The organism is Zavarzinia aquatilis (assembly GCF_003173035.1).
GTDB classification, from domain to species: Bacteria; Pseudomonadota; Alphaproteobacteria; order Zavarziniales; family Zavarziniaceae; genus Zavarzinia; species Zavarzinia aquatilis.
Genome location: NZ_QGLE01000007.1, coordinates 76,425 through 98,601 on the forward strand (window position 1 = coordinate 76,425; position 22,177 = coordinate 98,601).

The following is a 22,177-nucleotide window of genomic DNA, read 5'->3' on the forward strand; positions in this document are numbered from 1 at the left end:
GATAATCGCAGAAGGTCCATTCCGGAACACCCGGGGAGACAGGCCGCGGCAGCGCACCCATCTTTTTCTCATGATGCGCACGACCGCCAATGATCTCACCCTCGGCCAGCGGCTCTACGAGCGGCTGGAAGTCTTCGCCCGCCACTCGGAAGACGAGGACAAGCTGACGCGGGTCTTCCTCTCGCCGCAGCACCGCGCGGCCGCCGACGAGCTGCTGGGCTGGATGCGCGACGCCGGCATGGCCGCCCATGTCGATGCTGTCGGCAATGTCGTCGGGCGTTACGAGGGTCTGAAGCCCGGCGCCCCCTGCCTGATGATGGGCAGCCATATCGACACGGTACGCGACGCCGGCAAATACGACGGCAACATGGGCGTTCTCGCCGCCCTCGCCTGTGTCGAGGAATTCAACCGGGCGGGCGAGCGTTTCCCCTTCGCGATCGAGGTTATCGCCTTCGGCGATGAGGAAGGCGTGCGCTTTCCGGTGACCCTCTCCGGCTCCCGCGCCATCGCCGGCACCTTCGACCAGACCACCCTGTCCTTGCGGGACAAGGAAGGTGTCAGCCTGCGTCAGGCGCTGAGCGATTTCGGCTGCGACCCGGACAAGATCGCCGAGATCGCGCGGCGCAAGGAGCAGGTCCTCGCCTTCGTCGAGCTGCATATCGAACAGGGCCCCGTGCTGGAAGACGCCGGCCTGCCGGTCGGCGCCGTCACCGCGATCAATGGTGCCAGCCGCCTGTCGGTCGAGGTGCGGGGCACCGCCAATCACGCCGGCACCGTGCCCATGCACCTGCGCCGCGACGCCCTCGCCGCTGCCGCCGAAATGATGCTGGCGGTCGAGCGCCGGGGCCGGGCCGAACCGGAGCTGGTCGCGACCGTCGGCCGGGTCGACGTGATGCCGGGCGCGGTCAACGTCATCCCCGGTCTGGTGCGCTTCACCATGGATGTCCGCTCGCCCTCCGACGCGGCGCGCCGCCGCGCGGTCGCCGATATCGACCGCACCATCGGCGAGATCGCCGCCGCCCGCGGTGTCGACATCGCCATCACCCTCACGCATGAGGCCGCCGCCTGCCGCTGCGCGCCGGAACTGGTCGAGGCCATTGGCCGCTCCATCGCCCGGGCGGGCCTGCCGGTGCGCGAACTGCCGTCGGGCGCCGGCCATGACGCCATGGCCTTTTCCCGCCTGTGCCCGGTCGGCATGATCTTCGTGCGCTGCGAAAAGGGCATCAGCCACAATCCGGCCGAGGCGATCACGGTCGGGGATGCCGATATCTCGATGCGCGTGCTCATGGACTTCATCCGCACCTTCGACGCCGGTTACCTGAACCGGCCGACGGAAGAACGCCCGGCGGCCTGAAAGCTTCGCCCGGTCGACAGCGCGCCGGTCAGACGACGGCCGCCGCCGGCCGCCCCCGCCATTCGAAGAAGCGCCGCTCGGGATCATAGGTCGCGCGGATCGCGTCCAGCCGCGCGAGATTCGCATCGGACATGAAACGCGCCGGACGCTGCGCCAGATTCTCGTCGGCCAGCTGGATGCCCTTGGCGAAGGGGGCCAGATCGCGCATGTGGCCCGCCGCCCAGCCGCCATATTTCGCGTCGTCCTTCGGGTTCTTCCATTCGCCATAGAGCGCCAGATAATTGCGGCCCTCCATCGAGAACGCCATGTCCGGACGCTGCGCGGGCGGGTGCCAGCTCAGCATCAGGACATGGCTCGGCATCGGCGGCAGCGTGTCCGCGATCCGGCGGAGGCCCGGCAGAAGCTGCTCCATCGGCGCGTCCGACCACATGTTGTCGACACTCCAGCGCATGGCGGGCGGAAAGATGCGGCGAGCCGCGATGCGCGACAGAAGCGACGGCGACATGGGCAGGAGCGGCGTCGTGAACGATGCCTTCGGTCTCAAGGGGCCGCGCGTCAGAAAGGAGACATCCTCGCGCGCCTGACGCCAGCTGTCGGTGATGACGGGGGCGATGATCTCGATGCCCGGCGCGAAGATGCCGGGCGAATTGCGCGACAGCAGCAGCTGGAATTCGACGGAACACGGCACCTCCGGCCCGACCCTGTCCGCCCACAGGAACACCTCGTCGAGGTGTTTCATGCGAAAGACCTGCATGGCGATGGCCGCTGTTCTCGGCCGCGGATAGACCTTCAGGTGAAAGCGCACCACGACCCCGAAGAAGCCCGGCCCCGAGCCGCGCGCCGCCCAGAACAGATCGGGGTGTTCGTCCGCGCTGGCGTGGATCAGCTGCCCGTCGGCGGTGACCACGTCGATCCCGACGACACTCTCGCAGGCAAGGCCCAGATTCCGGCCGTTCCAGCCAAATCCGCCCTGCAGCAGAAAGCCGCCCAGCCCGACATCGACCGCATGGGCAACGGGAAAGAAAAGCCCGTGACGCTTCAGCTGCAAATCGAGATCGACCGCCCAGCACCCCGGCCCCGCGATCGCGATCCGGCGCTCCGCGTCGACCTCCACGGTGTTCAATCGCGACATGTCGATCAGCAAACCGCCATCGCGCAGATGATTCTGCGCCCAGCTGTGCCCGCCCGAGCAGACGGCGATCCTCAGATTGTCCCGCCGCGCGCGTCGGACGGCCTGAAGCACGTCGAAGACGGTGTTGGCCTGGACGAGGACCTCGGGCCGGGTGCCCGGATCGCGGCCGCTGAAACTGGTGCCCAGAACGGCGGCGTCGAAGCCTTGCCCGCCCCGTTCGATGGTCCGGCCGGCGGCCGTGGGACGCTTCATGATCCGCTCCCCGTCGCATCGGGTCCGAATTCGGCGAAAAGCGCCGGCAGGAAAGCCGCCAGATGGTTCATTTCCTGCGCGTCGTGAATCAGCAGCTCCGTCGCCTGAGAGACGCTGAACGGGCGCAGCATCGCCGCCGTCCGCCCGATGAACCGGCCGACCCTGCCGGTCATGCCGATGGGGTTCACATGCGGCCCGCCAATCCAGAACCGGGAGCGCATTTCCGACCCGCCCGGCACCGGCCGGATCAGATGGACGAGCCACCCGACCTCCATGTGGAGATCGCGCATCAGGCACCGGCCGCAGATCGCCACCTGGCCCCGCCGCGCCAGATCCCCTGCGTCGAAGCCGATGGCCGCCGGGGCAACGAAGCGCACGCCCACGTTCATGCGCCGCGCGCCGACATATTCGACGATGTTCGAGGTGCGGCCGACATAGCGGCCCGTGTCGCCCTCGCCGTCCGCCCAGGCCACGTCGACATGGGCGAGCGGGTGCCAAAGCTTGTATCGCGGCGCCTCGCTGCCGTGCCAGGCGAACCACCAGTCCCACATCGCGGGCGTGACGCCCGGCATTTCAGTCAGGCAGGCGATCCGGGCCGAGCCGTCGGGCGCGAGCGTATAGGCGGTCTCCGCCAGGCCATGGCCATCTTCTTGCAATGCCCCCGCCCTGGCGAACGGCGCCAGCAATTCATGGGCGACGGGGCCTTTCGACAAGGCCTCGAGGACATGGCCCGGCAGCGGCGCCATGCGGGGGTTGAAATAGCGCGCATAGGGGCTGTCGGTCGTTTCGCCTTCGCCGAGGCCCAGCACGAGGGTCCGCATCATTCGCTCTCCGCCTGGAAGATGTCGCGCCGGCCCGTTCAGTCCGGCGCAACCAGCCCGAGCGCCTTCCACGTCATGGGAATGGCCGGCGCTTCTGAAAACGTCACTTTCGCCGTCGCCAGCGCCTCGGCCCGTTCGGCAGGAACACCGAGCATCCTGAGCAGCTCGAGCGTCAGGCCGTCGATGTCCGCCGCCCTCTTGCTCCGGCGCAAATGCGCGAGCGCGAGGGCCAGGATGGCTCCGGAGGCGATGGTCACGGCGACATCCAGGTCGTGGACCCGAAAGGAGTCGTCCCGCACACCGGCGCGCAGGTCCTGACGCATATGCGCGCCGAGCCCGCGCGACAGACGGTCGACCGGAATACCGGAGTCGAACATCAGGCGCGTGTAACGCGGTGAAGCCTGAAAGATGCGTAATGTCTGCCGGGTCGTGACGGCGAACAATTCCGCCGGCGCCTCGATACCGTCGCGCACCTGGCCAACCGCCTTCAGATGGCCCGCGACAAGCAGGCTCGCCAAACCATCGAGCAGCGCCCCCGTGTCGGCGTAATAATTATAGAAGCTCGAATGCACCAGACCCGCCTGGGTGGCGACCCGGCGGACGCCCAGCACCGCCGCCCCCTCCGCGAGCAGCAATTCCTGAGCGGCGACCAGAAGCTGGTCGCGGGTCCGATGGCGTTTCGTCTGCACAATATCCGTCATAGAAAATGACATAATGTCATTTTTGACCAAATGTCAAATATCCCGTGAGGGCGGGGTGACGAACGGGATGACGAACGGGAACCGTGGCAACCTCGCCTTGGCCCGGCCCTTGGCCTATAGTGACGCCCTTGCCCATCTCTCGCCGGGGACACCCTTCGATTGAGCACCAGGACCTTCGATTTCGCCGATCTCGCCGGTCGGGACCAGTACAAGCTGCTGACCGGCCTCGTCGTGCCGCGGCCGATCGCCTGGGTGACCAGCCTCGACGCGAATGACGTGCTGAACGCGGCGCCGTTCAGCTTCTTCAACGTGCTGTCGTCCGATCCGCCGCTGGTCGGCCTCGGTCTCGAGCCGCGCCCCGATGGCAGCCTGAAGGACACGGCGGCGAATATCCGCGAGCGCGGGGAATTCACCGTCAACATCGTCTCCAACGCCCTCGTCGAGGCGATGACGGTTTGCGCCATCACCTTTCCCCATGGCGTCGAGGAACTGACCGAGGCGGGCCTGACCCCGGCGCCGGGCTTCAAGGTCGCCACCCCGCGCATCAAGGAGGCGCGCGCCGCGCTGGAGTGCAGGGTGTTCCAGCTGATCGCCCTACCCACGGGCCGCACCATCGTGCTGGGCGAGGTGGTCGCCGCCCATGTCGATGGCGCCATCGTCAGCGACCGGCTGCATGTCGACGCCCATGGCCTCGACGCCGTCGGCCGCATGGGCGGCGCGACCTATGCCTCGACACGGGGGCTGTTCGATCTCGACCGGATCGAGCCCGCCGCCTGGCACGCCAACCACGATCCGGGCGCCCGGCGCCCGCACAAACCCTACGAGCCGCCGAAGGGCCGCTGATCAGCCGCCCAGCAGCCCCTTGAGGCGCAGAAGGGCGATCTTCTTCACCTGGTCGAGGGCGGTCTTCAACTCGACCTCGGGCGGGTTCTGCACCCGTGCCTCGAAGGCGGCAAGGATCGCAGCCTTGTCGAGCCCCTTCACCGCGATGATGAAGGGATGGCCGAAGCGCGCCTTGTAGGTATCGTTGAGGGCGGTGAAACGCGCCAGTTCGTCGGGCGTCAGCCGGTCGAGGCCGGCGCCCGCCTGTTCCGCCGTCGAATCCGCGGTCAGCTGCCTGGCGAGTGCGAGTTTCCCGGCAAGGTCGGGGTGGGCATTCAGGAGGGCGAGCTTTGCCTCGGCCGATGCCGGCTCCAGCGCGGCGCAAAGCGCGCCGTGCAGCCCCTCCGCCGTATCCGCCGCGGGTCCGAGGCCGGCATCGAAGGCCGCCGCCGCGATCCAGGGCGAATGCTCGAACACGCCGCCGAAAGTGGCGACGAAACCGTCACGGTCCATGACGCTCGGTTTCATGTCAGACCCCCGGGGCTGGGTGGTGCTGGTGCCAGTGGCGGGCGATCTCGTCGCGGCGGGCGAACCAGACGCCGTCATGGCCCTTGGCATAGGCGATGAAATCCTTCACCGCGGCGAAGCGACCCGGCCGGCCGGCCAGGCGACAATGCAGCCCGACGGACAACATGCGCGGCGTCTCCGCCCCTTCGGCATGGAGCGTGTCGAAACTGTCCTTCAGATAGGCGAAGAACTGCCGGCCGTCGCCGAAGCCTTGCGCGTTGATGAAGCGCATGTCGTTGGCGTCGAGCGTATAGGGGACGATCAGCAAAGGCTTGCCCGCGACATCCTGCCAATAGGGCAGGTCGTCGTCATAGCCATCGGCATCGTAGAGAAAGCCGCCATGCTCGGCGACGAGGCGGCGGGTGTTGGGGCCGGTGCGCCCGGTGTACCAGCCGACTGGCGCCGTGCCCGCGACATGGCGCAGGATCTCCACCGCCTCGGCGACATGGGCGCGTTCAGCCGCCTCGCCGACATATTGGTAGTTGATCCAGCGCAGGCCATGACAGGCGATCTCGTGACCGCCATCGACCATGGCGCGGATAAGGTCGGGGTGTTTCTCGGCGGCGCGGGCGACGGCGAAGATCGTCACCGGCACATTCTGCTCGCGAAACAGCTTCAGCAGCCGCCAGGAGCCGACCCGGGCGCCGTAATCGAAGATGGATTCGACCGACAGGTGACGCACGCCGGGCAGCGGCTGCGCGTTCACCACCTCGGACAGGAAGGCTTCCGAGGCGGGATCGCCATTTTCAATCGAATTCTCGCCGCCTTCCTCGTAATTCAGCACGATCTGGATGGCGATGCGGGCGCCGCCGGGCCAATTGGCCCTGGGCGGCCGGGCGCCGTAACCGATCAAATCGCGTGGGGGTTGCCAGGTCATGTCATGCCTCTTCGGATTCACATCCGTATTGCAAGGCATAGTACAGGCACCGGCCTGCGATCATTCGCGATTTTTGGAAAATCTTTGAGCAAATCGGCCCTTCCCCTGCCCCCTGCCCGCGGGCCACGATAGATAAGGGAATCGTATGGATTGAAGGGGCCTCGTATGTCAGGTGGCTGGTTGACCACGCATGTTCTCGACGCGGCCCACGGCGTACCGGCCGCGGGTGTTCGCGTCGACCTCTATCGCCTGCCCGCCGCCGGGGAACCGGAACTGCTCTCGACCATCGCGACCAATGCCGACGGCCGCGGCGATGCCCCGCTGCTCGCCGGCGACGCCTTCACCACCGGCATCTACCAGCTCGATTTCCATATCGGCCCCTATTTCGAGGCCAAGGGCCTTGCCCTCGCCGAGCCCGTGTTCCTCGGCGTCGTGCCGATCCGCTTCGGCGTCGCCGACGCCGGGCAGCATTACCATGTCCCGCTGCTGGCCGCGCCCTTCAGCTACTCGACCTACCGGGGGAGCTGATATGACCTCGCGCGACTGCCTGCGTTTCATCCTCGGCACCGAAGAGAAATGCCTTACCGGGATCGAGCCGACCACCACCGTGCTCGACTATCTCCGCCTCGATGAACATCGCACGGGCACCAAGGAAGGCTGCGCCGAGGGCGATTGCGGCGCCTGCTCCGTCGCCGTGGCGCGGCCCCTGCCCGACGGCACGCTGAACTGGCAGGCGGTCAACGCCTGTATCCAGCCCCTCGGCACGCTCGACGGCGCGCAGCTGGTCACGGTCGAAGACCTGGCGGCGCCGGATGGCACGCTGCATCCGGTGCAGCAGGCGATGGTCGATGCCCATGGCTCGCAATGCGGCTTCTGCACCCCGGGTTTCGTCATGTCGCTCTTCGCCATGGCAAAGCAGGGCGTCGCCGACATGAAGGACGACCAGACGATCGACGAGGCGCTGGCCGGCAACCTCTGCCGTTGCACCGGCTATGCCCCCATCGTCCGCGCCGCCAAGGCGCTGGCCAGGACGCCCTTCACCGATCGTTTCGACGATGAACTGGCCAAGACCCACGCCGCGCTGAGCGCCATGGCCGATGGCGCCGACGTCGCCCTGACCGGGCCGAGCGGGCGGCGCTTCTTCGCCCCCGCCTCCGCCGACGCGCTGGCGGCCCTGCTGCTCGAATATCCGCAGGCGGTCATCGTCGCCGGGGCGACCGACGTCGGCCTGTGGCTCACCAAACACCTGAAGCAGCCGGAAACCCTGATCTGGCTGGGCCGCGCGCGCGATCTTGCCACCATCACCGAGAGCGAGCGGGACATCACCATCGGCGCCGGCGTCACCTATGCCGAGGCGCTGGACCGCCTGTCGTGGATCTGGCCCGACATGGGTTCGGTCATCCGGCGCATCGGCTCGACCCAGATCCGCAACGCGGGCACCATCGGCGGCAATGTCGCCAATGGCTCGCCCATCGGCGACATGCCGCCCATGCTCATCGCCCTCGGCGCCAAGGTGCGCTTGCGCAAGGGCGGCGCCCGGCGCGAGCTGCTGCTGGAAGATTTCTTCATCGCCTATGGCAAGCAGAACCGCACCGCGGGCGAATTCGTCGAGGCGATCATCGTGCCCCGCCCGGTGCCGGAACAGATTTTCAAGGCCTACAAGGTCTCGAAGCGCTTCGATCAGGATATCTCGGCGATCATGGGCGCCTTCAGCCTGCACATCCAGGACGGCCGCGTGCTCTCGACCCGCATCGCCTATGGCGGCATGGCGGGAACGCCCAAACGCGCCCGCACGGCCGAAGCCCTGCTGACCGGCCAGCTGCTGGAGCCGCGTTCGATCCGCAATGCCATGACCGGCGTCGCCATCGACTTCCAGCCCCTGACCGACATGCGCGCCTCGTCCGACTACCGCATGACCGTCGCCCGCAACATGCTGCTGCGCCTCGCGCAGGAAATCGGTGACGCCACGGTTTCCACCCGCCTGTGGGACAAGAGGGGGATCGACCTTGACGACCTCTGAAAGCCTCGCAGTTCACCGCGACGCCCCCCACGACAGCGCCGCGCGCCATGTCGCCGGCAGCGCGCCCTATATCGACGATCTGCCCGAGCTGCCGGGCACGCTGCATCTCGCCCTTGGCCTTGCCGAGCGGGCCCATGCCAAGGTGCTGGCAATGGACCTCGAGGCGGTGCGCGCGGCGCCCGGCGTCGTCCTCGTCCTGACCGGGGCCGATATGCCCGGCCTCGACATCAGCCCGGTCCATGCCCATGACGAGCCGATCCTGGCGGATGGTCTCGTCGAGTTCCACGGCCACCCGCTCTTCGTCGTCGCGGCCGAGACGCGGGACGCCGCGCGCCGCGCCGCCCGCCTCGGCAAGGTGACCTACGAGGACCTGCCGGCGGCGACCGACATCGCCTCGGCCCGGGCCGGCGCCAAGCTGGTGACGACGCCGATGACCCTGACAAGGGGCGATGCCGCCGCCGGCATCGCCGCCGCCGCCCATGTGATCGAGGGCCGCGTTACCGTCGGCGGGCAGGAACATTTCTATCTGGAAAGCCAGATCGCCCTGGCGATCCCGGGCGAAGGCGACGATATCCGCGTCCATTCCTCGACCCAGCACCCTAGCGAGGTGCAGCACATGGTCGCCCATGCCCTGGGTGTGCCGCTGCATTGCGTGACCATCGAGATGCGGCGCATGGGCGGCGGCTTCGGCGGCAAGGAGACCAGCGGCAATATCTTCGCCTGCCTCGCCGCCATCGTGGCGAAACGCTGCCGGCGCCCGGCCAAATTCCGCCCCGACCGCGACGACGACATGATCGTGACCGGCAAGCGCCACGATTTCGAGGTCGACTACCGGGTCGGCTTCGGCGACGACGGCGTGATCACCGGGATCGACGGCACGTTCGCCGCGCGCTGCGGCTATTCCGCCGATCTGTCGGGGCCGATCACGGATCGCGCCCTGTTCCATGCCGACAATGCCTATTACTACCCGGCCGCCCGCCTCGCCTCCCTGCCGCTGAAGACCAACACGGTCTCCAACGTCGCCTTTCGCGGCTTCGGCGGGCCGCAGGGTGTCGTCCTCGCCGAGCGGGTGATGGACGAGATTGCCTATCACCTCGGCCTCGATCCGCTCGAGGTGCGCAAGCGCAACCTCTATGGCAGCGACACGCGCAACGTCACACCCTATCACCAGACGGTGGAGGATAACGTCGCCCCCCGCATCATCGCGGAACTCGAGGCGTCTTCCGACTATGCCGCGCGCAAGGCGAAGATCAGGGAGTTCAATGCGAAGAGCCCGGTGATCAAGCGCGGCATCGCCCTGACCCCGGTGAAGTTCGGCATTTCCTTCACCGCGACCTGGTATAATCAGGCCGGCGCCCTCGTCCATGTCTATACCGACGGCAGCATCATGCTGAACCACGGCGGCACGGAAATGGGCCAGGGCCTGCATGTGAAAATCGCCCAGGTCGTCGCCAGCGAATTCGGCCTCGATGTCGGCGCGGTGCGGATCACGGCGACCGATACCGCCAAGGTGCCCAACACCTCGGCCACCGCCGCTTCTTCCGGCTCCGACCTCAACGGCATGGCGGCGCAATCGGCCGCGCGCCAGATCCGCAAGCGCCTGACCGCCTTCGCCGCCGAACGCTGGCAGGTCGCCGAGGACACGGTGAAATTCGTTGCGGGGCAAGTCGAGATCGGTGGCGAGAGCATTCCCTTCGCCGAGCTGTGCCGCCTCGCCTATGGCGCGCGGGTGCAGCTGTCGGCCAGCGGCTTCTACAAGACGCCGAAAATCCATTGGGACCGGGCGAGTGGCAAGGGCCGGCCGTTCTACTATTTCGCCTATGGCGCCGCCTGTTCCGAAGTCGCCATCGACACGCTGACCGGCGAATATCGGGTGCTGCGGGTCGATATCCTGCACGACGTCGGCACATCGCTGAACCCGGCCATCGACATCGGCCAGATCGAAGGCGGCTTCGTGCAGGGCATGGGCTGGCTGACCACCGAGGAATTGTGGTGGGACGGCAAGGGCCGCCTGCGCACCCACGCCCCCTCGACCTACAAGATCCCGGCCTGCGGCGACCGGCCGATGGTGTTCAATGTCGCCCTGCTGGACGACAACGCCAATGCGGAAGAGACCATCTTCCGCTCCAAGGCCGTGGGCGAGCCGCCCTTCATGCTCGGCTTTTCCGTCTTCCATGCGATTTCGGACGCCATCGCCTCGCTGGCCGACTATCGCCTGTGTCCCCATCTCGATGCCCCGGCCACGCCGGAGCGGGTACTGACCACCATCGAGGCCGTGCGGGCCCGGGCGAAATGACGCCTGAAGACGGCCTCGGCCCCCTCGCCACCGCGCTGGTGGCGGCGGGCCGGGTGGCCGTGCTCGTCACCGTGCGGGAAGCGCGCGGCTCCACCCCGCGCGACGCCGGAACCTGCATGATCGTCGCCGGGGATGAAATCTTCGGCACCATCGGCGGCGGCCGTCTGGAATGGGCCGCCATCGAAAAAGCGCAAGGCTTGCTGGCCTCGGGCGAGCGAAACGCGATCATGAGCCTGCCGCTTGGCCCCGCCCTCGACCAATGCTGCGGCGGGCATGTCATCCTCGCCCTCGCCCGGCTCGACAAGGCTCTCGCCGCCTCGCTGACGCGGGAGGAGGAAGCGGCGCGGGCCGGCTGGCCCGTCGTGCTGCTGTTCGGCGCGGGTCATGTCGGTATCGCCCTCGCCGAGGCGCTGCGCCCCCTGCCGCTCGGCTTTCGCTGGTACGACGAGCGGCCCGACGCCCCCTCGCCCGCCCGGCGCGATGCCCCGCTCGATGCCATCGAACAGGCACCTTCGGGCGCCGCCATCGTCGTGATGACCCATGACCACAAGCTCGACTACGGCATCGCCGAAGCCGCCCTGCTGCGGCCCGATTTCGCCTATGTCGGCATGATCGGCTCGTCGACCAAGAAGGCCCGTTTCTGCCGGGGCTTCATCGCCAATGGCCACGACCCGGCGGCCCTCGCCCGCCTCGTCTGCCCGATCGGCGCGGGCCCGGTGAAGGACAAGCGGCCGGCGGTGATCGCGGCCATGACCGCGGCCGAGCTTCTGTCGGTCCTGCTGACTCAGGCCCCGTTGGACTGACCGGCGGCGCCCACCGCCTCGGCGATGGCGGCACCGCCCCGGTTCAGCATGAAATCGGCGAAGGCCCGGGTCTTGGCCGCCACCAGCCGGCGGTGCGGATAAACGACGGAGAGCGAGATCGGCGGCGGCGGAAAGTCGGGCAATACCGGCACCAGCCGGCCCTGGCGCAGGTAGTCGGCCACTTCCCACAAGGGTTTCATCACGATGCCGTGTCCGCGCAGGGCGAATTCGGTCAGGATTTCGCCGAAGTCGGCATCGACCGGGCCGGAGACCGCCAGGGTGACCGGCCCCTCCGCGGTCGAGAGAACCCAGCGCACCGGCCGCGCGCCCGGCAGGCGCAGGATGAGGCAGGCATGTTTCAGCAGGTCAGCCGGCTCCTCCGGCGCGCCGCAACGCTCGAGATAGGCGGGCGCGGCGCAGAGCACCTGCGGGCAATCGGCGATCTTGCGCGCGATCAGGCTGGAATCCGCCAGCGCCCCCATGCGGATGGCGACATCCATGCCCTCGGCCAGAAGATCGAGCACATGGTCGGAAAGACGCAGCTGGACCGAGACCTCGGGATGTTCGTCACGAAAATCCGGCAGGATGGGGGCGAGGATCTGCCGCCCGAAACCGAGCGGCGCCGTGATGCGCAGGGTGCCGCGCGGCAGGCGCCCGGCATCGGCCACCGTCGCCTCCGCCCGCTCGAGCGAGGCGAGAACGTCCTGACAGGCTTCGTAGAAGGCCGAGCCGTGCTCGGTCGGCCGCACCCGCCGCGTCGTCCGGTTCAGCAGGCGAACGCCCAGATGGCCTTCCAGCTGCTGCAGCCGGTGGGAGACGACAGCGGGCGACAGACGCATGTGGCGCCCGGCGGCCGACAGGCTGCCCAGCTCCAGAACACGCACGAAGACCCTTATGTTCTCGATCAAAGCCAAGGGGCGTCCCCATTCTTCGCGAAAATTTGAAGGTTCTGTCGCCAGTGAAAGGCTTTTCTTAGCGCAACGCAACTGTAGGAATATTGCAGTGCAAGAGACATGAAGGCGTGCGCCGGCCGGCAGGGGCCGCGCGGCGCTGGCGGAGGCGGTGATGGACCCGATTGTGTGGGAGTGGATCGGAGCGGCCTTGCGCTGGCTGCACGTCATCGCCGGCATCGCCTGGATCGGCTCGTCGTTCTATTTCGTCCATCTCGACAGCAGCCTGAAGCCGCGCGACGGCCTGCCCAAGGGCGCCTATGGCGAGGCCTGGCAAGTCCACGGCGGCGGCTTCTACCACATGGTGAAGTTCCTGGTGGCCCCGTCCAACATGCCGGACGACCTGACCTGGTTCAAATGGGAGGCCTATGCCACCTGGTTGTCGGGCGTCGCGCTTCTTGTCTTCGTCTATTATTTCGGCGCGCAGCTTTATCTGATCGACCTTTCCGTCATGGAGCTGTCGAATTGGGAAGCGATCGCGATCAGCGCCGGCAGCCTGATCCTCGGCTGGGCGATCTATGACGGCCTGTGCCGTTCGCCCCTCGGCCGCAGCGACAATCTGCTCGCGCTGTTCGGCTTCGGCTTCGTTGTCGTCGCCACCTTCGTCTTCACCCAGATCTTCAGCGCGCGGGGCGCCTTCATGCAGGCCGGGGCCCTGATGGGCACGATCATGGCCGGCAATGTCTTCATGGTGATCATTCCGAATCAGCGGAAGGTGGTCGCCGCCCTGATGAAGGGCGAGGCACCCGATCCGCGCTTCGGCCGCACCGGCAAGCAGCGTTCGATGCACAACAATTACATCACGCTGCCGACCGTCTTCGTGATGATCTCCAACCATTACCCGCTGGCCTATGGCGGCTCGCTGGCCTGGCTGATCCTCGCCTTCCTGATCGTCATGGGCGTGTTCATCCGCCATTTCTTCAACACGATGCACAAGGGCCTGCCCGCGCCGTGGTGGACCTGGTGGGTGGCCGCCGTCTGCGCCCTGATCATCGTCGCGCTGAGCCGCGTCACCCCGGCCGACCCCGCCGTCAGCGGCAACCTGCTGCCCAGCCCCGCCGTCGCCGAGGCCAGCGTCGATCTCGCCGCCGCCAGCGACATCGTCATGGGCCGCTGCGCCATGTGCCACACCAGGGAGCCGGTCTGGGAAGGCGTGACCGTGCCGCCCAAGGGCATCGTGCTCGACACGCCCGCGGCTGTCGCCGCCCATGCCGAGCAGATCTACACCATCGCGGTCTGGACCCACGCCATGCCGCCCTCGAACGTCACCGAAATGCCCGTCGAGGAGCGCCGCGTGCTGGCGCGCTGGTACGAGGACATGAGGACCGCCACCCGTTGATCATCTGAAGACAAGACGTGCCGGCGGCCGTCGCCGCCCTGTAAGGAGTAGAGCGATGAGTAGCGCCGTGCACCCCGTGGACGAAAAACTGCCGCCAGCGCGGCTGTTCACTCTTGGTCTTCAGCATGTCCTCGTCATGTACGCGGGCGCCGTCGCGGTGCCCCTGATCATCGGGCGGGCGCTGAAACTCCCGCCCGAGCAGGTCTCGGCGTTGATCAACGCCGATCTCTTCGCCTGCGGCATCGCCACCCTCATCCAGAGCTTCGGCCTGCCCGGCGTCGGCATCCGCCTGCCGGTGATGATGGGCGTCACCTTCGCCGCGGTCGGCCCCATGCTGTCGATGGCGAATGATCCTGAACTCGGCCTTCTCGGGATTTACGGCGCGGTCATCGTCGCCGGCCTGTTCGGGATCGCCGTCGCGCCCTTCGTCTCGCGCCTCCTGCGCTTCTTTCCGCCCGTGGTGACCGGCACCATCATCCTCGTCATCGGCATCAGCCTGATGCGTGTCGGCATCAACTGGGCAGGCGGCGGCTTGCCGACCCTGAAGGCGATGGCCGACCGGGTGGTGAACGACGTGCCGGTGAAGGAACTCGGCGAATTCGCCAATCCGGCCTATGGCCAGGTCGGCGGCCTCGGCCTCGCCCTGCTGGTCCTTATCGTCATTCTCGCCCTCACCCGTTGGGGCAAGGGCTTCGTGCGCAATGTCGCCGTGCTGATCGGCATCGTGGTCGGCGGCATGATCGCCGCCGCCTTCGGCCTGATGCATTTCGACAAGGTGGCGGCGGCGCCCTGGTTCGATGTCGTCCTGCCCTTCGCCTTCGGGATGCCGACCTTCGACCTCGTCGCCAGCCTGACCATGTGTCTCGTCATGATCGTCGTCATGATCGAATCGACCGGCATGTTCCTCGCCCTCGGCGAGATCACCGGCAAGCCGGTCGACCGCGCCGCCCTGACCAAGGGCCTGCGCGCCGACGGCCTTGGCACGCTGATCGGCGGCATCTTCAACACCTTCCCCTATACGTCCTTCTCGCAGAATGTCGGTCTCGTCGGCGTCACCGGGGTGCGCTCGCGCTATGTCACCGTCGCCGCGGGCCTGATCATGCTCGCCCTCGGGCTCGTGCCCAAACTCGCCTCGCTGGTCGAAGCCGTGCCCGTCGTCGTGCTGGGCGGGGCCGGTATCGTGATGTTCGGCATGGTCGCGGCGACCGGCGTCCGCATCCTGACCCAGGTCGATTTCAAGTCGAAGCCGCACAACCAGTTCATCGTCGCCGTCTCGGTCGGCTTCGGCATGATCCCGCTGGTCGCGCCCAATTTCTTCAAGCAGTTGCCCCACGGCCTGCACCCGCTGCTCGAGTCCGGCATCCTGCTCGCCGCGCTGATGGCCCTGGTGCTGAACCTGTTCTTCAACGGTTTCGGCAGCGCTGCCTCGGCGGAAGCCGACGCCGCCGCGGGCGCCGCCGCCAGCGAACACGTCTGATCCCGGCACCCGTTCCGGCCGCCGGAACGGGTCAGCCCGGCACTATGCATACATCTCGAACACAATGCCTATTTTATGAACAAGTGTACCGCCACAGACCTTGAGTCCGCCTGTATCAAAATCGTCACATGCCGCGTTATTTGTTCAAATTCAATAACTTAACAAATTTATCCGGTTGCTCGTTCTCTTGGCATTCTTTTTGATAGAACTGACCAACAGGTCAAGATTCGGCACGAGGGTTCCCGGGGCGGCTGGGGTCGCGTGCAGACAGGGCTAGTACTCGACGCAACGAAATACCTGCAAGGAGTGGTTGAAATGGGGGCGAGTAAGCGTTTCAAGGGCGGGCTGGTCCGCCTGGCATCGGGCCTCGCGGTCGCGGCCGCGACCCTGATGGGCTCGACCGGCGGCGCCGCCGCGGGCGACGGCATCATCCAGTGGAGCGATACGTTCATCGGCCTGCGCTACGGCGCGACCTATGCCGAGCCGGCGAACGACCATGACGTCGAAAAAGTGATCTTCCAGGGCCAGCACGTCAGCGGCTGGACCTATGGTCAGAACTTCGTGAACATCGACGTTCTCCTCGACCTCGAGGAAAGCGACGAGGCGCAGAAGGACGGCGGCGGCGGTGCCCGCGAAATCTACGCCGTGTTCCGCGAGAAGCTGTCGTCGGCCAAGATCTTCGGCGCCTCCTATGGCGGCATCATCCGCGATATCGGCCTGACCTTCGGCGGCGACCTGTCCTACAAGGACGACGCCTTCAACGCCCGCGTGCGCAAGTTCGTGATCGGCCCGACCATCGACTTCGAAGTCCCCGGCTTCCTGAGCGTCGGCGTGCTGCTGGGCACCGAGCACAATCACAACGGCATCGGCCTCGCCTACAACATTCCGGGCGTCGACGCTTCGGTCGATTTCGATCCGACCTGGCGCATCGAAACCGCCTGGGGCCTGCCCATTCCGCTCGACATCGGCGTGCCCATGTCGTTCGAGGGCTTCATGAACATCATCGGCCCGAAGGGCGAGGACGGCTTCGGCAACGACACCGTCTATGAAGTCCTGCTCGACGCCGCGATCATGTTCGACGTCGGCGCCCCCGCCGGCACGCCGAAGACCTTCATGGTCGGCTTCGGCTACCAGTGGTGGAAGAACAAGTTCGGCAACGATCCCGACCTGACCACTGTCGGCACCGAGGCTTCGGTTCCGCAGTTCGTCGCCCAGTTCCACTTCTGAGGCGTCCCCCCGGACGTCTCGACTTCCCCGGCGCGGTTCGTTTTCCCCCTGCGCCGGGGAAGGACCGAGCCGAACCCGACATGCGGTTCGATACAAATGGAAAGGGCCCCGCGCGGGGCCCTTTCTTTTTGCCTGACGGCGTTCAGTCCAGCTTGCGATAGCTCTCGTTCTCGTGCATCGCCATGTTGTAGAGCACGAAGAACACGACGATGACCGACAGCGCGAGGATGATCGCGATCGCGGCCGGGCTGTGGGCGAAGGTGAAATAGGCTTCCGCCCCTTCCCAGGTGGTGATCGGGCTGCTCATGATGGTCGTCCTTTCACGTCATTCCGCCGGGAAGGGCCGCGACGGGGGATTATAGGCTTCGGGATAGGCACGGGCCGGGATTTCGGCGGTGTCGAGCCCCGCGACCTCCGCGCCGTTGCTGGTGCGCAGCAGCCCCAGTTTCTTCAGCACATAGGACAGCACCCAGCCAGGAATGAAGCCCAGCAGGGCGAAGACCACGGCACTGCCGAGCTGGCCCATGAAGGACACCGGCGGCGCCCCTTCGGCGACATTGGGATAGCCGGCGATGAAGATGCCGGCGGCGATCACGCTCCACAATCCGCCGACGCCATGCACGGCGACGGCGCCCACCGCATCGTCGATCTTCAGCTTGATCAGCAGCTTGTTGACCTGCGGCGCGATGCAGCCGCCGACAAAGCCGATGAGGAAGGCCAGCGGCGGGTAATACATGTCGAGACCCGACGCCGCCGAAATGATGCCGACGAGGGCGCCCGACATCATCCAGAACGGATCGCGGGTGGTCAGATAGCAGCCGAGGATGCCGCCGACACAGCCCATCAGCGTGTTGAAGGCAAAAGCGGAAAGCGTCGCCGGCGTGTTGAAGATGGTCACCCACTGGTCGCCGTTGACGAAGATGATGCAGCCGCCGAGGAAGCCGAAGAAGCCAACGATGATCAGCATCAGCCCGATCAGCGACATCGGCAGATTGTGGCCCGGCATCTCGGTGACCGAACCGTCCTTGCCGAAACGGCCGATGCGGGGCCCGAGGTTCAGCAGCACGCCGAGGGTGAAGAAACCCGCGATCATATGCACGCAGCCCGCCGCGGCAGTGTCGTGGAAGCCCCATTCGGTGGTCAGCCAGCCCGAGGGATGCCAGCCCCAGGACGCCCCGAGGATCCACACCACCGAGCCGAGGAAGACGGCGAGGATGACGAAGCCCGAGACGCGGATGCGCTCGATCACCGCCCCCGAGAGGATGGAGGCGGTGGTCGCGGCGAACAGGGCGAAAGCGGCCCAGAACACGCCGGTGGCATTGTCGGTCAGGTTGGGCCCCATCTTCATCGCCCAGGGCAGACCGTCCGCCCCCGCCTCGGATATGGTGAAGCCGGTCGGGAAGGCGAGATAGATCCACCAGCCGAAGAAGAAGAAGGTCGGGATGACGAAGGCGAAGGCCAGGATGTTCTTCACGCCGGAGGCCAGCGCATTCTTGCTGCGCGATGCCCCCATCTCATAGGCGAGGAAGCCGGCGTGGATGGTGATCATCAGCGCCGTACACCACCAGTAGAAGATTTCGGCATTGATCGTGCCGGCCATGCTGAAGGCTTTTTCGAGCGCCTCCAGCTTTTGCTGCAGTTCCGCGGTCTCCATGTACGACGATCCCCAGGATGCGCGCCGGCCCTCCCCGGACCGGGACGCGGTTGGTTCCCCTGGACGCCTGGCGTCGACTATGGACCGACCCCCGCCGGCCCTTACCCTCCGCCGGCGCCCGCCAATCCCTTCCCGGTTTTACGTCGTCTCACCCCCGACGGGGCTGTTTTTCGCCCCACGCAAAAACGGTAACTGTGATGAATAAAGCTCGCAACGCAAAAAAGCCGCCGGGAATGCCCTTCCCGGCGGCTTTGGACGGCTTGCGCGGCAGGTCAGTGGCGGAAGACGACGGTCTTGCGGCCGTTCAGGATCACCCGGTCCTCGAGATGGGCCGAAATCGCCCGGGCCAGCACCCGGCGCTCGATGTCGCGGCCCTTGGCGACCAGATCCTCGGCGCTGTCCTGATGCGTGATACGCTCGACGTCCTGCTCGATGATCGGGCCTTCGTCGAGGTCCGACGTGACGTAATGCGCCGTCGCGCCGATCAGCTTCACACCCCGCTCATGCGCCTGATGATAGGGCTTGGCGCCCTTGAAGCCGGGCAGGAAGGAATGATGGATGTTGATGCAGCGCCCGGTGAGCTTGGCCGCCAGCCCGTCCGACAGCACCTGCATGTAACGGGCGAGGACCACCAGCTCCGCCCCGCTTTCCTTGACGAGGGCCCAGATCGCCGCTTCCTGCTCCAGCTTGGTCGCCTTGGTGACCGGCAGGTGATGGAAGGGAATGCCGTCGAAATCGAGGTGATGATAGGTCTCGATCGGGTGGTTCGAGGCGATGGCGACGATGTCCATCACGATGTCGCCCGAGCGCCAGCGATAGAGAATGTCGGCGAGGCAATGGTCCGATTTGGAAACCAGCAGCATCACCTTGCGCCTCTCGCCCCGCGGCCGGATCGTCCATTCCATGGCGAAAGTGGCGGCGATGGCGGCGAAACCGTCGCGGATCGTCTCGATGGTGATGTCGTCCGCCACCGGCTCGAAGACGACGCGCATGAAGAAGCGGCCGGTTTCGGTATCGTCGAACTGATGGGCTTCGAGGATGTTGCCGCCCGCCTCGAACAGATAGGTCGAGACCCGGGCGACGATGCCCGGCCGGTCGGGGCAGGACAGGGTGAGGATTCCAGCTCGGTCAGACATCATTCACTCGTCGTTCGGCTCTTGAAGCTCGCGCGGTCAAAAAGCCTTTTGGCCGCGCCGCGTCAAGTCTGCATCAGCAATCCAGCGTCGTATCCCGTTCCCACTGGGTGAGATGGCGTGAATAGGCGTTCCAGTCGTCGTATTTCAGTTTCAGATAGGAGTCGATGAAAGCCGCCCCGAGGCCGGCCCGCAGCACCTCGGATTTGCCGAGCGCGCGCAGCGCGTCGAGCAGATTGAGCGGCAGTTTCTTCGCCCCCCTCACCTTGTGCCCGTCGGTATACATGTTGATGTCGAGGCGCTTGCCCGGATCGGTCTTCGCCGCGATCCCGGCAAGGCCGGCGACAAGGACCGAGGCCGGCAGCAGATAGGGATTGGCCGCGCCGTCGGCGAGACGGAATTCAAAACGCCCCGGCTCCGGGATACGGATCATGTGGGTGCGGTTGTTGCCGGTATAGGTCACCGTGTTGGGCGACCAGGTCGCGCCGGACAGGGTCACGGGCGCATTGATCCGCTTGTAGGAATTGACCGCCGGATTGGTCAGGGCGCAGAGCGCCTGCGCCTCCGCCATCACGCCGCCGATGAAGTGATAGGCGAGCGGCGAGAGGCCGAGTTCGCCGCCCTCGTCCTCGAAGGCATTGGCCCCGTCCTTCCACAGCGAGACATGCATGTGGCAGCCGCTGCCGGTCAGATTGATGAAGGGCTTCGGCATGAAGGTCGCGCGCATCCCGTGTTTCTCGGCGATGGAGCGAACCATGTACTTGAAGAAGGCGTGGCGGTCGGCGGTGACAAGGGCGTTGTCATATTCCCAGTTCATCTCGAACTGGCCGTTCGCATCCTCGTGGTCGTTCTGATAGGGCTTCCAGCCGAGCTGCAGCATGGCGTCGCAGATCTCGGTGATCACCTCGTAGCGGCGCATCAGGATCAGCTGGTCGTAACAGGGTTTGTCCGCCGTGTCGGCCGCGTCGGATACCGCCTTGCCATCCGGCGTGATCAGGAAATATTCGCATTCGACGCCGGTCTTCAGCTCGAAGCCCGCATCCGCCGCGGCGGCCAGCGCGGTCTTCAGCACGGTGCGCGGCCCCTGCTCCACCAGCTTGCCATCCATCCACAGATCGGCGGCGAGCCAGCCGACCTCCGGCTTCCACGGCAGCTGGATCAGGCTGTCCGGATCGGGCACGGCAAAGAGGTCGCTGTTGGCGGGCGACATGTCCAGCCAGGTGGCGAAGCCGGCGAAGCCCGCACCCGATTTCGCCATGGCCCTGATCGCCGAGGCCGGCACCAGCTTCGCCCGCTGCACGCCGAACAGGTCGGTATAGGAAATCAGGAAATAGCGGATGCCCTTTTCCTTGGCCGCCTCTGCGAGATCAATCGCCATGTGAACCCTCGTCCCCGTTTCGCCCGCCCATCGGGATCAGTAGTTGCCGCGCCCCGGAATCCAGTCCGTCCCCGCCAGCGGCACCCGCGCCATGGCGGCGGCCTCGACGGTCAGGGCGACCAGATCCTCGGGTTCAAGATTGTGCACATGGCTCTTGCCGCAGGCGCGCGCGATGGTCTGTGCCTCCAGCGTCATGACCGCCAGGTAATTGGCCAGCCGGCGGCCCGCCAGCTCGGGGTCGAGCCGGGCGGCCAGTGCCGGGTCCTGGGTGGTGATACCCGCCGGATCCCGCCCCTCGTGCCAGTCGTCATAGGCGCCGGCGGTGGTGCCGAGGGCCTGATACTGCGCCTCCCGCGCCGGGTCGTTGTCGCCGAGGGCGACCAGCGCCGCCGTGCCGATGGAAACCGCGTCGGCGCCGAGCGCGAGGCATTTGGCGACGTCGGCGCCATTGCGGATCCCGCCCGAGACGATGAGCTGGACCTTGCGGTGCATCCCGAGATCCTGCAGCGCCTGCACCGCCGGTCGGATCGCCGAGAGCAGCGGAATGCCGACATGCTCGATGAAGACTTCCTGGGTCGCCGCCGTGCCGCCCTGCATGCCGTCGAGGACGATGACATCGGCCCCGGACTTCACTGCCAGCGCCGTGTCGTAATAGGGCCGGGCGGCGCCCACCTTCACATAGATCGGCTTTTCCCAGTCGGTGATTTCGCGCAATTCCTCGATCTTGATTTCCAGATCGTCGGGGCCGGTCCAGTCCGGGTGCCGGCAGGCGGAACGCTGGTCGATGCCTTCCGGCAGGCAGCGCATACCCGCCACCCGCTTGGAAATCTTCTGACCGAGCAACATGCCGCCGCCCCCCGGCTTCGCCCCCTGCCCGACCACGACCTCGATGGCATCTGCCTTGCGCAGGTCATCGGGGTTCATGCCATAGCGCGACGGCAGATACTGATAGACGAGAATCGAGGAATGGCCCCGCTCCTCCGGCGTCATGCCGCCGTCGCCCGTCGTCGTCGAGGTGCCCATGGCCGAGGCACCGCGCCCGAGCGCCTCCTTGGCCTGGGCGGAGAGCGAGCCGAAACTCATGCCGGCGATGGTCACCGGGATCTTCAGCTCGATCGGCTTCCTGGCGAAACGGCTGCCCAGGACGACATTGGTGCCGCATTTCTCGCGGTAGCCTTCGAGCGGATAGCGGCTGATCGAGGCGCCGAGGAACAGCAGGTCGTCGAGATGGGGCAGCTTGCGCTTGGTGCCACCGCCCCGGATGTCGTAGATGCCGGTCGCGGCGGCGCGGCGGATTTCCGACAGGGCATAATCGTCGAAGGTCGCCGACTTGCGCGGGGTGGTCACCGGATTGTGGTAGTCGCTCATGATCCG

The 22,177-nt window shown here is 66.7% G+C and carries 20 protein-coding genes; 9 read left to right on the forward strand and 11 right to left on the reverse strand.

Annotation, left to right across the window (positions count from 1 at the left end):
* The first annotated feature begins 70 nt into the window (after positions 1–70).
* Positions 71–1,354 (forward strand): allantoate amidohydrolase, encoded by a 1,284-nt coding sequence (locus tag DKG74_RS12960; protein ID WP_109906464.1) that lies wholly within the window; start codon positions 71–73, stop codon positions 1,352–1,354.
* Positions 1,355–1,382: 28 nt separating this feature from the next.
* Here DKG74_RS12960 and DKG74_RS12965 read toward each other — a convergent pair whose 3' ends face one another.
* From DKG74_RS12965 to DKG74_RS12975, 3 genes are read right to left on the reverse strand one after another with little or no spacing between them, the layout of a single operon-like run.
* Positions 1,383–2,738, reverse strand: a complete 1,356-nt coding sequence (locus DKG74_RS12965) for an FAD-binding oxidoreductase (protein WP_109906466.1) — start codon at positions 2,736–2,738, stop codon at positions 1,383–1,385.
* The gene (locus tag DKG74_RS12970) at positions 2,735–3,562 is read right to left on the reverse strand and encodes a DAPG hydrolase family protein (RefSeq protein ID WP_207779347.1); all 828 of its coding nucleotides are present in this window, start codon (positions 3,560–3,562) and stop codon (positions 2,735–2,737) included. The genes DKG74_RS12965 and DKG74_RS12970 overlap by 4 nt, the downstream gene beginning before the upstream one ends.
* Before the next feature lie 35 nt (positions 3,563–3,597).
* Positions 3,598–4,260, reverse strand: coding sequence for a TetR/AcrR family transcriptional regulator (locus tag DKG74_RS12975; protein ID WP_165837669.1), 663 nt, complete (start codon positions 4,258–4,260; stop codon positions 3,598–3,600).
* A 159-nt stretch (positions 4,261–4,419) separates the two neighbouring features.
* Between DKG74_RS12975 and DKG74_RS12980 the strand changes: the two genes are divergently transcribed.
* Complete coding sequence (locus DKG74_RS12980) at positions 4,420–5,103, forward strand: flavin reductase family protein (protein ID WP_109906470.1); 684 nt, start codon at positions 4,420–4,422, stop codon at positions 5,101–5,103.
* Here DKG74_RS12980 and uraD read toward each other — a convergent pair whose 3' ends face one another.
* On the reverse strand, positions 5,104–5,610 hold the full coding sequence (gene uraD, locus DKG74_RS12985; protein WP_109906472.1) for a 2-oxo-4-hydroxy-4-carboxy-5-ureidoimidazoline decarboxylase: 507 nt from the start codon (positions 5,608–5,610) through the stop codon (positions 5,104–5,106). It abuts the gene before it with no gap.
* Between the two features lies 1 nt (position 5,611).
* Positions 5,612–6,526, reverse strand: coding sequence for an allantoinase PuuE (gene puuE, locus DKG74_RS12990; RefSeq protein WP_109906753.1), 915 nt, complete (start codon positions 6,524–6,526; stop codon positions 5,612–5,614).
* Between the two features lie 180 nt (positions 6,527–6,706).
* On the opposite strand from puuE, the gene uraH reads away from it, so the two are divergent.
* Genes uraH through xdhC form a run of 4 tightly spaced genes read left to right on the forward strand, consistent with a single transcriptional unit; the run spans position 6,707 to position 11,645 of the window.
* The gene (gene uraH / locus DKG74_RS12995; protein WP_341475858.1) at positions 6,707–7,054 is read left to right on the forward strand and encodes a hydroxyisourate hydrolase; all 348 of its coding nucleotides are present in this window, start codon (positions 6,707–6,709) and stop codon (positions 7,052–7,054) included.
* 1 nt (position 7,055) lies between these two features.
* Positions 7,056–8,546 (forward strand): xanthine dehydrogenase small subunit, encoded by a 1,491-nt coding sequence (xdhA, locus tag DKG74_RS13000; protein WP_109906476.1) that lies wholly within the window; start codon positions 7,056–7,058, stop codon positions 8,544–8,546.
* Positions 8,533–10,842 (forward strand): xanthine dehydrogenase molybdopterin binding subunit, encoded by a 2,310-nt coding sequence (gene xdhB / locus DKG74_RS13005; protein ID WP_109906478.1) that lies wholly within the window; start codon positions 8,533–8,535, stop codon positions 10,840–10,842. Before xdhA ends, xdhB begins: the two co-directional genes overlap by 14 nt.
* A complete protein-coding gene (gene xdhC / locus DKG74_RS13010) occupies positions 10,839–11,645 on the forward strand; it encodes a xanthine dehydrogenase accessory protein XdhC (RefSeq protein WP_109906480.1) in 807 nt (268 codons plus the stop codon). Before xdhB ends, xdhC begins: the two co-directional genes overlap by 4 nt.
* On the opposite strand, the gene DKG74_RS13015 is transcribed toward xdhC, so the two are convergent.
* A complete protein-coding gene (locus DKG74_RS13015) occupies positions 11,627–12,559 on the reverse strand; it encodes a LysR family transcriptional regulator (protein WP_109906482.1) in 933 nt (310 codons plus the stop codon). The two genes, xdhC and DKG74_RS13015, sit on opposite strands and share 19 nt — an antisense overlap.
* 151 nt (positions 12,560–12,710) lie before the next feature.
* On the opposite strand from DKG74_RS13015, the gene DKG74_RS13020 reads away from it, so the two are divergent.
* The 3 genes from DKG74_RS13020 (at position 12,711) to DKG74_RS13030 (ending at position 16,638) form a co-directional block, all read left to right on the forward strand.
* Entirely contained in the window at positions 12,711–13,934 is a 1,224-nt protein-coding gene (locus tag DKG74_RS13020; RefSeq protein WP_207779348.1) for a urate hydroxylase PuuD, read from the forward strand.
* Between the two features lie 55 nt (positions 13,935–13,989).
* Positions 13,990–15,411 carry a nucleobase:cation symporter-2 family protein gene (locus DKG74_RS13025; protein ID WP_109906486.1) on the forward strand — a complete coding sequence of 474 codons (1,422 nt, stop codon included), beginning with the start codon at positions 13,990–13,992 and terminating at the stop codon, positions 15,409–15,411.
* A gap of 315 nt (positions 15,412–15,726) precedes the next feature.
* Positions 15,727–16,638 (forward strand): hypothetical protein, encoded by a 912-nt coding sequence (locus DKG74_RS13030; RefSeq protein ID WP_109906488.1) that lies wholly within the window; start codon positions 15,727–15,729, stop codon positions 16,636–16,638.
* Between the two features lie 142 nt (positions 16,639–16,780).
* Here DKG74_RS13030 and DKG74_RS21785 read toward each other — a convergent pair whose 3' ends face one another.
* The 5 genes from DKG74_RS21785 to DKG74_RS13050 form a co-directional block, all read right to left on the reverse strand.
* A complete protein-coding gene (locus DKG74_RS21785; protein WP_165837670.1) occupies positions 16,781–16,945 on the reverse strand; it encodes a hypothetical protein in 165 nt (54 codons plus the stop codon).
* 18 nt (positions 16,946–16,963) lie between these two features.
* Complete coding sequence (locus DKG74_RS13035; RefSeq protein WP_109906490.1) at positions 16,964–18,292, reverse strand: ammonium transporter; 1,329 nt, start codon at positions 18,290–18,292, stop codon at positions 16,964–16,966.
* 272 nt (positions 18,293–18,564) lie between these two features.
* Positions 18,565–19,431 (reverse strand): formyltetrahydrofolate deformylase, encoded by an 867-nt coding sequence (gene purU / locus DKG74_RS13040; protein WP_243404127.1) that lies wholly within the window; start codon positions 19,429–19,431, stop codon positions 18,565–18,567.
* 70 nt (positions 19,432–19,501) lie between these two features.
* Positions 19,502–20,803 (reverse strand): type III glutamate--ammonia ligase, encoded by a 1,302-nt coding sequence (glnT, locus tag DKG74_RS13045; RefSeq protein WP_109906492.1) that lies wholly within the window; start codon positions 20,801–20,803, stop codon positions 19,502–19,504.
* A 36-nt stretch (positions 20,804–20,839) separates the two neighbouring features.
* A complete protein-coding gene (locus DKG74_RS13050) occupies positions 20,840–22,171 on the reverse strand; it encodes an FMN-binding glutamate synthase family protein (RefSeq protein ID WP_109906494.1) in 1,332 nt (443 codons plus the stop codon).
* Positions 22,172–22,177 lie beyond the last annotated feature (6 nt).